This window comes from Streptomyces sp. NPDC046866 (genome assembly GCF_040704625.1).
In the GTDB taxonomy this organism is placed as follows: Bacteria; Actinomycetota; Actinomycetes; order Streptomycetales; family Streptomycetaceae; genus Streptomyces.
Window position 1 is genome coordinate 1 of record NZ_JBEYXN010000042.1, and the last position, 14546, is coordinate 14546.

13 protein-coding genes are annotated in these 14546 nt (G+C 71.8%); 2 read left to right on the forward strand and 11 right to left on the reverse strand.

What is annotated here, in order from left to right; translation table 11 throughout:
- Positions 1–199: 199 nt before the first annotated feature.
- The 9 genes from ruvA to pgsA form a co-directional block, all read right to left on the reverse strand.
- Positions 200–832, reverse strand: coding sequence for a Holliday junction branch migration protein RuvA (gene ruvA / locus AB0953_RS33680; protein ID WP_366863401.1), 633 nt, complete (start codon positions 830–832; stop codon positions 200–202).
- Positions 829–1359, reverse strand: coding sequence for a crossover junction endodeoxyribonuclease RuvC (ruvC, locus tag AB0953_RS33685; protein ID WP_366863402.1), 531 nt, complete (start codon positions 1357–1359; stop codon positions 829–831). The genes ruvA and ruvC overlap by 4 nt, the downstream gene beginning before the upstream one ends.
- Before the next feature lie 117 nt (positions 1360–1476).
- The gene (locus AB0953_RS33690) at positions 1477–2229 is read right to left on the reverse strand and encodes a YebC/PmpR family DNA-binding transcriptional regulator (RefSeq protein ID WP_366863404.1); all 753 of its coding nucleotides are present in this window, start codon (positions 2227–2229) and stop codon (positions 1477–1479) included.
- A gap of 57 nt (positions 2230–2286) precedes the next feature.
- Positions 2287–2880 (reverse strand): pyridoxal 5'-phosphate synthase glutaminase subunit PdxT, encoded by a 594-nt coding sequence (gene pdxT / locus AB0953_RS33695; RefSeq protein ID WP_366863405.1) that lies wholly within the window; start codon positions 2878–2880, stop codon positions 2287–2289.
- Between the two features lie 12 nt (positions 2881–2892).
- Entirely contained in the window at positions 2893–3804 is a 912-nt protein-coding gene (gene pdxS / locus AB0953_RS33700; RefSeq protein WP_366863406.1) for a pyridoxal 5'-phosphate synthase lyase subunit PdxS, read from the reverse strand.
- Between the two features lie 161 nt (positions 3805–3965).
- Complete coding sequence (locus tag AB0953_RS33705; protein WP_366863407.1) at positions 3966–4505, reverse strand: hypothetical protein; 540 nt, start codon at positions 4503–4505, stop codon at positions 3966–3968.
- A gap of 368 nt (positions 4506–4873) precedes the next feature.
- On the reverse strand, positions 4874–6043 hold the full coding sequence (locus tag AB0953_RS33710; RefSeq protein WP_366863408.1) for a glycosyltransferase family 4 protein: 1170 nt from the start codon (positions 6041–6043) through the stop codon (positions 4874–4876).
- Positions 6040–6945: a phosphatidylinositol mannoside acyltransferase gene (locus tag AB0953_RS33715; RefSeq protein ID WP_366863409.1), complete on the reverse strand. Its 906-nt coding sequence runs from the start codon at positions 6943–6945 to the stop codon at positions 6040–6042. The genes AB0953_RS33710 and AB0953_RS33715 overlap by 4 nt, the downstream gene beginning before the upstream one ends.
- Positions 6945–7610: a phosphatidylinositol phosphate synthase gene (pgsA, locus tag AB0953_RS33720; RefSeq protein WP_366863410.1), complete on the reverse strand. Its 666-nt coding sequence runs from the start codon at positions 7608–7610 to the stop codon at positions 6945–6947. Before pgsA ends, AB0953_RS33715 begins: the two co-directional genes overlap by 1 nt.
- A gap of 210 nt (positions 7611–7820) precedes the next feature.
- On the opposite strand from pgsA, the gene AB0953_RS33725 reads away from it, so the two are divergent.
- Both AB0953_RS33725 and AB0953_RS33730 read left to right on the forward strand, forming a co-directional pair.
- Positions 7821–10025, forward strand: coding sequence for an elongation factor G-like protein EF-G2 (locus AB0953_RS33725; protein ID WP_366863411.1), 2205 nt, complete (start codon positions 7821–7823; stop codon positions 10023–10025).
- 152 nt (positions 10026–10177) lie between these two features.
- On the forward strand, positions 10178–11842 hold the full coding sequence (locus AB0953_RS33730) for a hypothetical protein (protein WP_366863412.1): 1665 nt from the start codon (positions 10178–10180) through the stop codon (positions 11840–11842).
- A gap of 88 nt (positions 11843–11930) precedes the next feature.
- On the opposite strand, the gene AB0953_RS33735 is transcribed toward AB0953_RS33730, so the two are convergent.
- Positions 11931–12491, reverse strand: a complete 561-nt coding sequence (locus AB0953_RS33735; RefSeq protein ID WP_366863413.1) for an HIT domain-containing protein — start codon at positions 12489–12491, stop codon at positions 11931–11933.
- A gap of 70 nt (positions 12492–12561) precedes the next feature.
- On the reverse strand, positions 12562–14538 hold the full coding sequence (gene thrS / locus AB0953_RS33740; protein WP_366863414.1) for a threonine--tRNA ligase: 1977 nt from the start codon (positions 14536–14538) through the stop codon (positions 12562–12564).
- Positions 14539–14546: the final 8 nt, after the last annotated feature.

The following is a 14546-nucleotide window of genomic DNA, read 5'->3' on the forward strand; positions in this document are numbered from 1 at the left end:
GCGCGCCCGGTGCGCTCAAACGCCGCGCGGGCTGGATTGTGCCGCTGCGCGGCAATTCCAGCCCCGCCGGCGTTTGAGGCGCGGGGTCCGGGGCGGAGCCCCAGGCGGGGTGCGGGCGCCCCCGCAGCGGGGGCCGGGGCCGCAGGCCACGATTTCGGGAAGGGGCGGGGTGGGGGAAGGCCCCGCGCAGCGGGACGGGTCAGCGGGTGCGGTTCAGGGTTTGGAGGGCGGCCCGCAGGAGCTGCGGGACGGGGGCCGAGCCGCCGGAGGCGATGGCGGCCTCGGCCTGCGGGGTCACGGCCGTGACCGCCTCCTCCGCCTCGCGGGAGGCGTACCCGAGGCCGATGAGGGCGGCGGAGAGCTGTTCCGTCCACGGGGCGGGGCCGGAGGCGGCAGCCCGCTGCGCCCCGACCACGGCCCCGCTCCCCAGCGGGGCGCCCAGCTTGCCCTTCAGCTCCAGCAGCAGCTTCTGCGCGCCCCGCTTGCCGATGCCGGGGACGGCCGTCAGGGCCTTCTCGTCCCCCGACTCGACGGCCGCCCGCAGCGCATCGGGGCGGTGCACCCCGAGCATCGCCTGGGCCAGCCGCGGCCCGACACCGCTCGCGGTCTGGAGCAGTTCGAAGACCTGCCGCTCGTCGTCGTCGGCGAAGCCGTACAGGGTCAGGGAGTCCTCCCGGACCACCAGCGAGGTGGCCAGCCGGGCCGGCTCACCGGTGCGCAGGCCCGCGATGGTGTGGGGGGTGCACTGCACGGCCATGCCGACGCCGCCGACCTCGATCACGGCCAGGGTGGGGGTGAGCGCGGCGACGGGGCCGCTGACGAAGGCGATCATCGGGTACGGCCTTTCGGGGTGTGCAGGGCGACCGCCTGCTGGAGGCGGTTCTGGGCGGGGGCCCGCCAGATGTGGCAGATGGCAAGGGCGAGGGCGTCCGCGGCGTCGGCCGGCTTGGGGGGTGCGGCGAGCCGCAGCAGCCGGGTCACCATCGCCCCGACCTGCGCCTTGTCGGCGCGCCCGGAGCCGGTGACGGCGGCCTTGACCTCGCTGGGGGTGTGCAGGGCGACCGGTATCCCGCGGCGGGCGGCGCACAGCATGGCGACGGCGCTGGCCTGGGCGGTGCCCATCACCGTGCTGACGTTGTGCTGGCTGAAGACCCGCTCGACGGCGACGACTTCGGGCCGGTGCTCGTCGAGCCACTGCTCGATGCCCTGCTCGACGGCGACGAGCCGGTGCCCCAGCTCCGCGTCCACGGGGGTGCGGACGACTCCCACCCCGAGCATCGTCAGGGGACGGCCGGCCGCGCCCTCGACCACGCCCACACCGCAGCGCGTCAGCCCCGGGTCCACGCCGAGCACTCGCACGGCGCCCCTCCCCTCCTCGGAAATTCGGTCGCCAGACTAACCGCTGCCTCTGACAACGCGACGGGCCGACGGGGTGTGTCCCCGTCGGCCCGTGTCACAGCGGTGGAAGGCGAAGCCTCAGGCGTCGACCTTCTCCATGATCTCGTCCGAGACGTCGAAGTTGGCGAAGACGTTCTGGACGTCGTCGCTGTCCTCCAGCGCGTCGATCAGCTTGAAGATCTTGCGCGCACCCTCTTCGTCCAGCTCGACCTGCATGGTCGGGACGAAGCTCGAGTCGGCCGAGTCGTAGTCGATGCCGGCTTCCTGCAGCGCGGTGCGGACCGCGACCAGGTCGGTGGCCTCGCTGATGATCTCGAAGGTGTCGCCGTTGTCGTTGACCTCTTCGGCACCGGCTTCCAGGACCGCGGCGAGGACGTCGTCCTCCGTCAGCTCGGCCTTGGGCAGGATGATGACGCCCTTGCGGTTGAACAGGTACGAGACCGAGCCCGGGTCGGCCATCGAACCGCCGTTGCGGGTCATGGCGACGCGGACGTCGGAGGCGGCGCGGTTGCGGTTGTCGGTGAGGCACTCGATGAGCACCGCGACACCGTTCGGGCCGTAGCCCTCGTACATGATCGTCTCGTAGTCGGCGCCGCCGGCCTCGAGGCCGCCGCCGCGCTTGACCGCGGAGTCGATGTTCTTGTTCGGGACCGACTGCTTCTTGGCCTTCTGCACGGCGTCGAACAGGGTCGGGTTGCCGTCGATGTCGGGGCCGCCCATGCGGGCCGCGACCTCGATGTTCTTGATCAGCTTCGCGAAGAGCTTGCCGCGCTTGGCGTCGATCACGGCCTTCTTGTGCTTCGTCGTAGCCCATTTAGAGTGGCCGGACATCCGCCTGTCTCCTTCGCGTAACCAATGGTGTTCTCCCCCGATCCTACCGGGCGCCGATCAGCGCCCCGCGCGCACCATGTCAACGAAGTAGGCGTGGACCCGGTCGTCGCCGGTCAGTTCGGGGTGGAACGAGGTGGCCAGGACGTTGCCCTGGCGCACGGCGACGGTGTGGCCGTCGTACGTGGCGAGCACCTGGGCGCCGGCGCCGACGGACTCGACCCAGGGGGCGCGGATGAAGACGCCCTCGACGGGGCCGCCCTCGATGCCGGCGAACTCGATCGCGGCCTCGAAGGACTCGTTCTGGCGGCCGAAGGCGTTGCGGCGGACGATCATGTCGATGCCGCCGAGCGTCTCCTGGTCCTCACGGCCGTCGAGCAGCTTGTCGGCGAGCATGATCATGCCGGCGCAGGTGCCGTAGACCGGCATGCCGGCGCGGACGCGCTCGCGCAGCGGCTCGAGCATGCCGAACAGGACGGCGAGCTTCGACATGGTCGTCGACTCGCCGCCGGGGATCACCAGGGCGTCGACCTCGGCGAGCTCATCGGGGCGCCGGACCGGCCTGGCCACGGCGTCCGCCGAGGCCAGGGCGATCAGGTGCTCCCGTACGTCGCCTTGGAGGGCCAGGACACCGATGACGGGGGGGTTGTTCATGGAAGCAGTGCCTTACCAGCCGCGGTTGGCGTAGCGCTCGGCCTCGGGCAGGGTGTCGCAGTTGATGCCGACCATGGCCTCGCCCAGGTTGCGGGAGGCGTCCGCGATGATCTTCGGGTCGTCGAAGAAGGTGGTGGCCTTCACGATGGCGGCGGCGCGCTTGGCCGGGTCGCCCGACTTGAAGATGCCGGAGCCGACGAAGACGCCCTCGGCGCCGAGCTGGCGCATCAGCGCGGCGTCGGCCGGGGTGGCGACGCCACCGGCGGAGAACAGCACGACCGGGAGCTTGCCGAGCTCGGCGACCTCCTTGACGAGCTCGTACGGGGCGCGCAGCTCCTTGGCGGCGGCGTACAGCTCGTTGTGGTCCAGGGCGCGCAGGTGGCCGATCTCGTTCTTGATCTGGCGCAGGTGGCGGACGGCCTCGACGACGTTGCCGGTGCCGGCCTCGCCCTTGGAGCGGATCATGGCCGCGCCCTCGGCGATGCGGCGCAGGGCCTCGCCCAGGTTGGTGGCACCGCAGACGAAGGGGGTGGTGAACGCCCACTTGTCGGAGTGGTTGACCTCGTCGGCCGGGGTCAGGACCTCGGACTCGTCGATGTAGTCGACGCCGAGGGACTGCAGCACCTGGGCCTCGACGAAGTGGCCGATGCGGGACTTGGCCATCACCGGGATGGAGACCGCGTCGATGATCTCCTCGATCATGTTCGGGTCGGACATGCGGGCCACGCCGCCGTCCTTGCGGATGTCCGCGGGCACCCGCTCGAGGGCCATGACGGCCACGGCGCCGGCGTCCTCGGCGATCTTGGCCTGCTCGGCGTTGACCACGTCCATGATCACGCCGCCCTTGAGCTGCTCGGCCATGCCGCGCTTGACGCGGGCGGTGCCGATCTCGGGGGTCTGCGGGGTGGAGGGAAGCGTGCTCACGGATGACCTCACTCGAAGGAAAGAAGGCTGCTGCGGGGGTCCCGCAGGGGTGCTGCGGTGGTGCTGCGGTAATGCTCCGCCGAGCAAACCCTCCCCGAGCAGTCCACCGCAAGGGCCAATGAGGAGCCGGTGGCTCCTTTCGACTTGGCCAATGGGTACAACTACGGCCGGTCGGCGAGGTCCGCCGGGGGCTCGTCGTCCATCTCGAACGCGAGCGGGAACGGGGCGTGGCCGGCGAGCCGGAACCAGCGGACCTTGCGGTGCCGGCGCAGGGCGCGGGCGGCCCGTACGGCGTCGTTGTGGAACCGGCGGGCCATCGGCACCCGCCGTACGGCCGCGGCCAGCTCCTCGGCGGCGGCTTCCCCGCCGGGGGCCGCCTTGACCGCCTCGACCTGGTCGGCGTCGGCGAAGACGGCGCGCAGCGCCTGGCTGAGCTCGCTCTCGGCGACCTCGCGGTGCTCCTCGTCGGCCTGGCGGGCCCCGTGGGCGGCCTCGTACAGCACGAGGGAGGACGCCGGGTCGAGGGCGCCGGAGGTGGCCACCTCCAGCACGACCGAGGCGCGGCGCACCAGCTGTGCGTCCAGGGCGGCGCGGGCGGCGTCCATCCGGGTGTGCAGCCGGTCGAGGCGGCCGGCGGTCCAACTGAGGTAGACGCCGACGACGGCGAGGATCAGCGCGGTCCAGACAAGCGTTTCGATCACGGCCCGCGACTCTACCGTTCGGGGCGGCGCCGGTTGGGTCCGGCCCGGTACCCGGGCTCCGCCCCGGACCCCGCGCCTCACACGCCGGCGAGGCTGGTCTTGCCGCCCAGGCGGTTGGAGCGCACCAGCGCGGAGCGCGCTGAAACCGGGGGTTCCAGCGCACCGGGCACGAAGCGCACCGCACCCGGAAACCGCGTGCACGCAGCAGCGCACACAGGCCAAAACCCAGCCCGCGGGGTTGAGCGAATGCGAACGGGGAGCTACCCGCACCCGACGGCGCGCGGGCCGGAGGAATCAGCCCGCGCGGCGATTGGGCGCACCGGGCGCGGAGCGGCCGGAAACCGGGTAGCGGCCCGGGCTGGAGGGCGTCAGTGGGAGGGGTCGCGGGCGAAGCCCAGGCGGGTGCGGAGCGGGACGCGCTCATCGGTGGCGACCGCGCTCGCGCCGTCCGTCACCGTCTCGTACACCGCCAGGATGTCCGCCCCGACCGTCGACCAGTCGAAGCGCCGCACGTGCGCCGAGCCGCGGGCGCTGAGCTCCGCGCGCCGCTCCGGGTCGCGCAGCAGCCGCACCGCGGCCGCGGCCAGCGCGTCCGCGTCCTCGTTGGCGAAGAGCTCGCCCGCCGCGCCCTGGTCCAGGACCTGCGCGAACGCGTCCAGGTCGGAGGCGAGCACCGGCGCTCCGGCCGACAGGGCCTCGACCAGGATGATGCCGAAGCTCTCGCCGCCGGTGTTGGGGGCCACGTACACGTCGACGCTGCGCAGCAGCCTGGCCTTGTCCTCGTCGGAGACCATGCCGAGGAACTCCACCCGCGAGCGCAGCTCCTGCGGCAGGGAGGCCACCGCCTCCTCCTCGTCCCCGCGGCCCGCGACCAGCAGCCGTACCTCCGGGCACTCCCGGGCGATCCGCGGGAACGCCGCCATCAGCACGGGCAGGCCCTTGCGCGGCTCGTCGATCCGGCCGATGAAGCCCAGGGTCTGCCCGCCCCACTCGGCCTTCGGCTCGGCGGAGGCGAAGAAGTCCACGTCGACGCCGTTGGGGATGACCACCGCGTCGCCGCCCAGGTGCTCGACCAGCGTGCGCCGCGCGTACTCGCTGACGGCGATCCGGGCGCTGATCTTCTCCAGGGCGGGCTGGAGGATCGGGTACGCCGCGATCATCGCCCGCGAGCGCGGGTTGGAGGTGTGGAACGTCGCCACGATCGGGCCCTGGGCCGCCCAGCAGGCCAGCAGGCCCAGCGAGGGCGAGGCCGGCTCGTGGATGTGGATCACGTCGAAGACGCCGTCGTGCAGCCAGCGCCGCACCCGGGCCGCCGACAGGAAGCCGAAGTTCAGCCGGGCCACCGACCCGTTGTACGGCACCGGCACCGCCCGTCCCGCCGAGACCACGTACGGCGGCAGGGGCGTCTCGTCGTCCGCCGGGGCCAGCACCGACACCTCGTGGCCGAGGCGGATCAGGTGCTCGGCGAGGTCCCGGATGTGGAACTGGACCCCGCCGGGGACGTCCCACGAGTACGGGCAGACAATGCCGATCTTCACGCGGAGCGCTCCTCGAGGTCGTCCAGCCACAGCCGCTGGAGCATGTGCCAGTCCTGCGGGTGCTCGGCGATGCCCCCGGCGAAGGCGTCGGCCACCGCCTGGGTCATGGCGGCGGTCTTCTCCGCCCGCGTCCCGGTCTGCGGGACCTCGACCTCGGGGTGGATCCGCCCGTACAGCTTCGGCGTGTCCCCGTAGTGCAGGGTCACGGGCAGCAGCGCCGCGCCCGTCTGCTGCGCGAGCAGCGCCGGCCCGGCCGGCATCCGCGCGGTCGCGCCGAAGAACTCCACCTCGACCCCGGAGGAGGACAGGTCCCGGTCGGCGACCAGGCAGACCAGGCCGCCGGAGCGCAGCCGGCGCGCCAGCGTGCCGAAGGCGGCCCCGCCGCTGTGCGGGAGCACCTCCATGCCGAGGCTCTCCCGGTAGGCGACGAACCGGTCGTACAGCGATTCGGGCTTGAGCCGTTCGGCGACGGTGGTGAACGGCACGCCCAGGTGCCCGGTGACCCAGGCCCCGGCCAGGTCCCAGTTGGCCAGGTGGGGCAGGGCGGCGACCACGCCGCGCCCCGAGGCGATCGCCTCGCGCAGGATGTGGTCGTCCTCTATGGAGACGTCCGTGCCGAAGCGCTCCGGGTCCATCGCGGGGAGCCGGAAGGACTCCATCCAGTACCGCATGTACGAGCGCATCCCGGCCCGCGACAGCTCGCGCAGCCGCTCGGGGCCCGCCTCGGGCACGACCCGCGCCAGGTTCGACTCCAGCCGCAGCACGCTCTTGCCGCGCCGCTTCCAGGCCGTGTCCGCGATGCGGCGGCCGAGGGCCACCGCGGCCGGCTCCGGCAGCTTCTTCACGCCGGCCCAGCCGAGCCCGTACAGGCCGTCGACCAGCCGGTCCTGGAGCGCGCCCATCAGGAGGCGCCCGATTCGGACGCGGCGGCGGCCGCGTCGGCCTCGGCCGCCTCACGGCGCACGGTGACCACCCGCTGGATCAGCGTGACGAGCGAGCCGGCCGCCACCAGCCACAGGGCGATCGGCAGCAGCACCCCGATCCAGGAGGGCACGCCGAAGGTCTGCAGGCCCGACAGGCCGGCCGCGACCAGCGAGACGACCAGCCGCTCCGCGCGCTCCACGAGCCCGTTGACGGCCACCGGCAGGCCGATCGATTCCCCGCGGGCCTTGGTGTACGACACCACCTGGCCGCTGGCCAGGCAGAAGATCGTCACCGCGCACAGGACGTTGTCGTCGCCGGAGCCCGCGTACCAGAGCGCGAGGCCGCCGAAGATCGCCGCGTCGGCCACCCGGTCCAGGGTGGAGTCCAGGAAGGCGCCCCAGCGGCTGGAGACCCCGGCCTGGCGGGCCATGTTCCCGTCCACGAGGTCGGAGAAGACGAACAGGGTGATGGTGATCGTGCCCCAGAAGAACTCCCCGCGGGGGAAGAACACGAGCGCTCCGGCCACCACGCCGGCCGTGCCGATCAGCGTGACCGCGTCCGGGCTCACCCCCCGCCGGAGGAGAAAAGCGGCGAATGGCGTGAGAACACGCGTGAAGAATGCACGCGCGTACTTGTTCAGCATGGCCTTCCCGGAGGGTCGCTGGGCCGTACGGCCCCATCGGCCACCGGCTGGCCCATCGTAGCCAGGGCCCCGCTCCCCCATACCCGCGCACCCACCGGTTCAGCCGCGGGTATGCCGCGGGTATTACGTATGGACGCAGTGTGACGCCGGTGCAAAGCTCGAAGGACGCCGATCACCCTCCTCACCGTCACACCGGGAGGCACGAGCATCATGGGAGCCACATCACAGCACGCCGGAGCCGCCGGCAGGGCACCGACGGCCGACCGCCCCTCGTCCGTACGCAACGTCGTGCTGGTCGGCCACAGCGGAGCCGGCAAGACCACCCTGGTCGAGGCCCTGGCCCTCACCGCGGGGGCGGTCAACCGCGCGGGGCGCGTCGAGGACGGCGCCACCGTCTCGGACTACGACGACATCGAGCACCGCCAGCAGCGCTCGGTACAGCTCTCCCTCGTCCCCGTCGAATGGGACGGAGTCAAGATCAACATCCTGGACACCCCCGGATACGCCGATTTCGTCGGCGAACTCAGGGCGGGTCTGCGCGCCGCGGACGCGGCGCTCTTCGTCGTCTCCGCCTCCGACGGCATCGACGGCGCCACCCGCATGGTGTGGGACGAGTGCGAGGCCGTGGGGATGCCCCGGGCCATCGTCGTCACCCATTTGGAGGCAGCCCGGGCCGACTACTCCCAGATGGCCGCCGTGTGCGGCGAGGCCTTCGGCGCCGACGACCCCGACGCCGTCATCCCCCTGTACCTGCCGCTCCACGGCCCCGTCGGACCCGACGGCCACGCCCCCGTCATCGGCCTGCTCGGCCTGCTCTCCCAGCGCGTGTACGACTACACCTCCGGGGAGCGCGTCGAACGCGACCCGAGCCCCGAAGAGCTCGCGCTCATCACGGAGGCCCGCTCCCGGCTCATCGAGGGGATCATCGCCGAGAGCGAGGACGAGACCCTCATGGACCGCTACCTCGCCGGCGAGGAGATCGACCTCAAGACCCTCGTCGACGACCTGGAGCGCGCCGTCGCCCGCGGCACCTTCCACCCCGTCCTCATGGCGGCCCCCGCCGCCGAGGGCGCCCGCCAGGGCCTCGGCACCGTCGAACTCCTCGAACTGATCACCGGCGGCTTCCCCACGCCCCTGGAACGCGCCCCCGTCGCGGTGACCACCCCCGACGGGGCCGAGCGCCCCGACGTCACCTGCGACCCCGACGGCCCCCTCGTCGCCGAGGTCGTCAAGACCTCCTCCGACCCCTACGTCGGCCGCGTCTCCCTCGTCCGCGTCTTCTCCGGCACCCTGCGCCCCGAGGAGACCGTCCACGTCAGCGGCCACGGCCTGGCCGACCGCGGCCACGAGGACCACGACGTCGACGAGCGCATCGGCGCCCTCTCCTCCCCCTTCGGCAAACAGCAGCGCCCCCTGACCCGCGTCATCGCCGGGGACCTGGCCTGCGTGGCCAAGCTCAGCCGCGCCGAGACCGGCGACACCCTCTCGGCCAAGGACCGGCCGCTGCTCATGGAGCCCTGGCCGATGCCCGACCCGCTGCTCCCCCTCGCCATCGAGGCCCACAGCAAGGCCGACGAGGACAAGCTCTCCCAGGGCCTGGCCCGGCTCGTCGCCGAGGACCCCACCATGCGCCTGGAGCAGAACCCGCAGACCCACCAGCTCGTCCTGTGGTCCCTCGGCGAGGCCCACCAGGACGTCGCCCTCGAACGGCTGCGCACCCGCTACGGGGTCCAGGTCGACCCCGTCCCCCACAAGGTCAGCCTCCGCGAGACCTTCGCCGCCAAGGCCTCCGGCCGCGGCCGGCACGTCAAGCAGTCCGGCGGCCACGGCCAGTTCGCCATCTGCGAGATCGAGGTCGAACCGCTCCCGCCCGGCAGCGGCATCGAATTCGTGGACAAGGTCGTCGGCGGCGCTGTCCCCCGCCAGTTCATCCCCTCCGTCGAGAAGGGCGTGCGCGCCCAGGCCGCCCGCGGCGTCGCCGCCGGCTACCCCCTGGTCGACGTCCGCATCACCCTCCTGGACGGCAAGGCCCACTCCGTCGACTCCTCCGACGCCGCCTTCCAGACGGCCGGCGCCCTCGCCCTGCGCGAGGCCGCCGCCGACGCCCGCATCCACCTCCTCGAACCCGTCGCCGAGCTCTCCGTCCTCGTCCCCGACGAGTACGTCGGCCCCGTCATGAGCGATCTCGCCGGCCGCCGCGGCCGCGTCATCGGCACCGAACCGGCCGGACCGGGCCGCACCCTGATCCGCGCCGAGAACCCGGAGATCGAGATCGGCCGGTACGCCATCGACCTGCGCTCCGTCTCGCACGGCACCGGCACCTTCACCCGTGCCTACGCCCGCCACGAGCCCATGCCGCCCCAAGTCGCCGAGAAGGTGCGCGAACAGCTCCAGAAGGGAAGCTCTCTGACGTAGCGCCAGGGAGCCCACCCGGGAGCGCCCGGGAGCCGCCCACCCGAGCCGCTTGCGGTGGGCGGCATTTCCCGGTCCCGCGACCACGGGGCGAGATACGCCGATAGGCTCATCTGCGCGGCAAAAGAGCATGACGCACAGCGATGGGGGCAGCGGTGGCGGACGACGGATTCGACTTCAGGCCCGGAGCGCAGATCCCGCTCCAGGGGGGCAGCGGCCAGACCGGGGCGACCAACGCGCTCGCCTCGGCGGCCTACCGCGACGGAGCCAAGGACACCAAGCTGTCCGACATACTCGGGGCCAACAACGAGTACCACTCCTCCACCGTCAAACCCCCCAAGATCTCCCTCTTCGAACCGAACTTCGGCGAGGCCTTCTGCCGCGCCGTCGAGGCGCGCACCCTGCCCGCCGGGCGCAAGCCGATGATCCAGTCCTTCGGCGCCGACCCGCAGACCGTCGTCGAGCACTGCCTGGCCGCCTCCCACATCCGCAAGGAGCGCGACCGCAAGCTCCGCCTGATCATGCTCGTCGCGGGCGTGGTGTTCCTGCCCGGCCTGCTGCTGTGGCTGGGCCTGTTCCAGCTGCGCAAGACCCTGACCGGCAACGAGAAGTACGCCTCCTGGGTGAGCACCCTCGTCCTCGTCGGCGTCGCCGTCGTCGCGGCCGTGCTGATGTTCCGCCTGCCCTTCGACGGTTTCCTCGGCCTCTACCTGCGCGGCATGATCATCGCCCCCGCGGTCGGCTGGGCCCTCGCCCGCCGCATCTGCGAGAACACCGCAGAGGACCTGCGCTCCCGCTGGGACGGCCTGCTCTCCGGAGACGGCGTCGGCGCCAAGATCCCCGAGGCGGTCCCGGGCAACCCCGACGAGAAGGCCCGCGAGGACCTGCGCCACTCGCTCGCCAAACTCACCGCCGAGAACCGCAGCAACGCCGTCTTCTACGCCGGCCCCAAGGGCATCCTCGGGATGGGCACCCGCTGGGGCAGCTGGCAGATGGCCGAGGAGCTCGTCCCCAAGACCGAGGGCATGGAGATCCACCCGTTCCGCAGCTGGGACGTCATACGCGCCATCGACACCGAGCTGCGCAAGCTGGAGCGCGGCCCCCTGCACACCGGGGGCTTCCCGCCCGCCTCCGTCCAGCACTGGATCGTCACCCATGTGGGCGAGGGCGCCGCCGAGGTCACCCGCCCCTCCGGCGCCGACGTGGACACCTTCCAGGTCAAGCAGCACGAGGTCACCCGGATCTGCAACGAACAGCAGTTCAACGGCGGCAACCGGCACTACCTCGGCATCCAGTACCCGCTGTGGGACGGCCAGCTCGTGATCACGATGCTCGTCACCGTCACCGTCCTGTACAAGACCCTGCGCGTCGAGGTCACCGGCCACGCGCTGGGCCCGCTGAGCGGCCCCTTCGGCAACAAGTCCAAGCCCCCGACCGTCGAGGTCCCCAAGTCCGTCAGGTTCTGGGAGACGGTGGAGCGCCCGCTCCCCCTGGTCGACGCCCAGGAGGTGGTCCGCCTCGCCGTCCGCGCCTCGCTGAGCTGGTACCCGCCGCTGCTGGACTTCCTCGGCGGCAAGCTGGTCCTGCCCGAGCCCTTCGGCCTGCGCCACGTGTGGGCCGGCCAGCCCTGGCGCAACCGCTTCATGGCCGACGACGCCCTGCGCGCCGCGACCCCGGTCCTGCGGGCGGTCCACACCGCCGCGATGCGCGTGCTCGACGAGAACGGCGTCGACATCGAGCGCTTCACCAACCGCTCGATGATCGTCAGCGGCCTCGTCCCGGACGCGGCCCCGCGCAAGGCGGACGTGTACGACGCCTAGCCGGCGCACGGCGCACGGCGCACGGAAAGCGGGAGGCGGCCCGAGGCCGCCTCCCGCTTTCCGTTGCCCCTGGTGCTGCGCGTGACGACTACTCCGCGGGCCAAGCGTCGGCCAGCATCTGCCGCGTGTCGGCCAGGAGCTGGGGCAGCACCTTGGTGTGGCCCACGACCGGCATGAAGTTCGTGTCCCCGCCCCAGCGCGGCACGATGTGCTGGTGCAGGTGGGCGGCGATGCCGGCGCCGGCGGCCGAGCCCTGGTTCATGCCGATGTTGAAACCGTGCGCGCCCGACGCCTTGCGCAGCGCCACCATCGCGCGCTTCGTCAGGTCGGCGAGCTCGACCGTCTCGTTCGCGTCGAGCTCGGTGTAGTCGGCGACGTGCCGGTACGGGACCACCATCAGATGGCCGCCGTTGTACGGGTAGAGGTTCAGCACCGCGTACACGTGCTTGCCGCGGGCGACGACCAGGCCGTCCCGGTCCGACATCTCCGGAATCCCGCAGAAGGGACAGCCGTCCCCGGCATCCGGCCCGGTCGGCTTGTTCTCCCCCTGGATGTACGCCATCCGGTGGGGCGTCCACAGGCGCTGGAACGAGTCCTGCGTCCCGACGCCATTCTGCTGCTCCGGCTGAGTCGTCATGGGATGCAGCATATGACCTTGGCAGCAGGTACGAGGAAGGCCCCCGGGAAGTGATCACTTCCCGGGGGGCGAGCCCTTCGGGTCAGACCTGTACGCGGCGCTCCACCACGTCGGCGAGCTTCGCCAGGGCCTCGTCGCGCGGGATGCCGTTCTCCTGCGAGCCGTCGCGGTAGCGGAAGGAGACGGTGCCCGCCGCCATGTCCTCGTCACCGACGATGATCATGAACGGGACCTTCTGCTTCTGCCAGGTCCGGATCTTCTTCTGCATGCGGTCCGAGGAGGCGTCCACCTCGAGGCGCAGGCCCTTCTTCTTCCCCTCGGCGGCGAATTCCCGCAGGTACTCCACGTGCCCGTCGCCGATCGGGATGCCGACGGCCTGGACCGGCGCCAGCCACGGCGGCATGGCGCCCGCGTAGTGCTCCAGCAGCACGGCGAAGAACCGCTCGATCGAGCCGAACAGCGCGCGGTGGATCATGACCGGGCGCTGGCGGGAGCCGTCGGCCGCGGTGTACTCCAGGTCGAAGCGCTCCGGCAGGTTGAAGTCGAGCTGGACGGTCGACATCTGCCAGGTGCGGCCGATGGCGTCGCGGCACTGGACCGAGATCTTCGGGCCGTAGAACGCGGCGCCGCCCGGGTCCGGGACGAGCGGCAGGCCCTGCTTCTCGGCGACCTGGCGCAGGGTCTCGGTGGCCTCTTCCCAGATCTCGTCCGAGCCGACGAACTTCTCCGGGTCCTTGGTCGACAGCTCCAGGTAGAAGTCGGTCAGACCGTAGTCGCGCAGGAGGTTCAGCACGAAGGTCAGGGTGCGGTCGAGCTCCTCCGCCATCTGCTCCTTGGTGCAGTAGATGTGCGCGTCGTCCTGGGTGAAGCCGCGGGCCCGGGTCAGGCCGTGGACCACGCCGGACTTCTCGTACCGGTACACGGTGCCGAACTCGAACAGGCGCAGCGGCAGCTCGCGGTAGGAGCGCCCGCGCGCGTCGAAGATCAGGTTGTGCATCGGGCAGTTCATGGGCTTGAGGTAGTAGTCGGTACCACCGTCGAGCTGCATGGGGGGGTACATGCCCTCCGCGTACCAGTCCAGGTGGCCGCTCTTCTCGAAGAGGGCGCCCTTGGTGGCGTGCGGGGAGTAGACGAACTCGTAGCCCTCCTCCTCGTGCCGGCGGCGCGAGTAGTCCTCCATGGTGCGGCGGATGATGCCGCCCTTGGGGTGGAAGACGGCGAGGCCGGAGCCGATCTCGTCCGGGATGGAGAAGAGGTCCAGCTCGTTGCCGAGCTTGCGGTGGTCGCGCTTCTCGGCCTCGGCGAGGAAGTCGAGGTGCGCCTTCAGCTCGTCCTTCGACGGCCAGGCGGTGCCGTAGATGCGCTGGAGCATCGGGTTCTTCTCGCTGCCGCGCCAGTAGGCGGCCGCGTTGCGCATCAGCTTGAACGCCGGGATGTTCCGGGTGGTGGGCAGGTGGGGACCGCGGCAGAGGTCCTTCCAGCACAGGTCGCCGGTCTTGGCGTCCAGGTTGTCGTAGATGGTCAGCTCGCCGGCGCCCACCTCGACGTTGGCGCCGTCGTCGCTCGACGCGGAGCCCTTGATGCCGATGAGCTCGAGCTTGTACGGCTCGTCCGCGAGCTCCTCGCGGGCCTCCTCGTCGGTGACGACGCGGCGGGCGAAGCGCTGGCCGCGCTTCTGGATCTCCTGCATCTTCTTCTCGATGGCCTTGAGGTCATCGGGGGTGAAGGGCTTGGCGACGTCGAAGTCGTAGTAGAAGCCGTCCCGGACCGGCGGGCCGATGCCCAGCTTGGCCTCCGGGAAGAGCTCCTGCACGGCCTGGGCCATGACGTGCGCGGTGGAGTGGCGCAGGATGTCGAGGCCGTCCGGGGAGGAGATCTCCACGGGCTCGACGGTCTCGCCGTCCTGGACGACGTACGAGAGGTCCTTCAGCTCGCCGGCGACGCGGGCGGCGATGACGGTGCGGTCGTCGGCGAAGAGGTCGGCCGCCGTAGTGCCCGTGGTCACCACGCGCTCGTCCCGCTCGGAATCGCGTTGGATGATCACACGGACGTCTGACACCGGTCTCT

Coding starts and splice junctions, on each gene's coding strand:
- ruvA (WP_366863401.1), bottom strand. CDS start 832: ATGATCGCCTTCGTCAGCGGCCCCGTCGCCGCGCTCACCCCCACCCTG.
- AB0953_RS33690 (WP_366863404.1), bottom strand. CDS start 2,229: ATGTCCGGCCACTCTAAATGGGCTACGACGAAGCACAAGAAGGCCGTG.
- pdxT (WP_366863405.1), bottom strand. CDS start 2,880: ATGAACAACCCCCCCGTCATCGGTGTCCTGGCCCTCCAAGGCGACGTA.
- AB0953_RS33715 (WP_366863409.1), bottom strand. CDS start 6,945: ATGGGCGCGCTCCAGGACCGGCTGGTCGACGGCCTGTACGGGCTCGGC.
- pgsA (WP_366863410.1), bottom strand. CDS start 7,610: ATGCTGAACAAGTACGCGCGTGCATTCTTCACGCGTGTTCTCACGCCA.
- AB0953_RS33725 (WP_366863411.1), top strand. CDS start 7,821: ATGGGAGCCACATCACAGCACGCCGGAGCCGCCGGCAGGGCACCGACG.
- AB0953_RS33735 (WP_366863413.1), bottom strand. CDS start 12,491: ATGCTGCATCCCATGACGACTCAGCCGGAGCAGCAGAATGGCGTCGGG.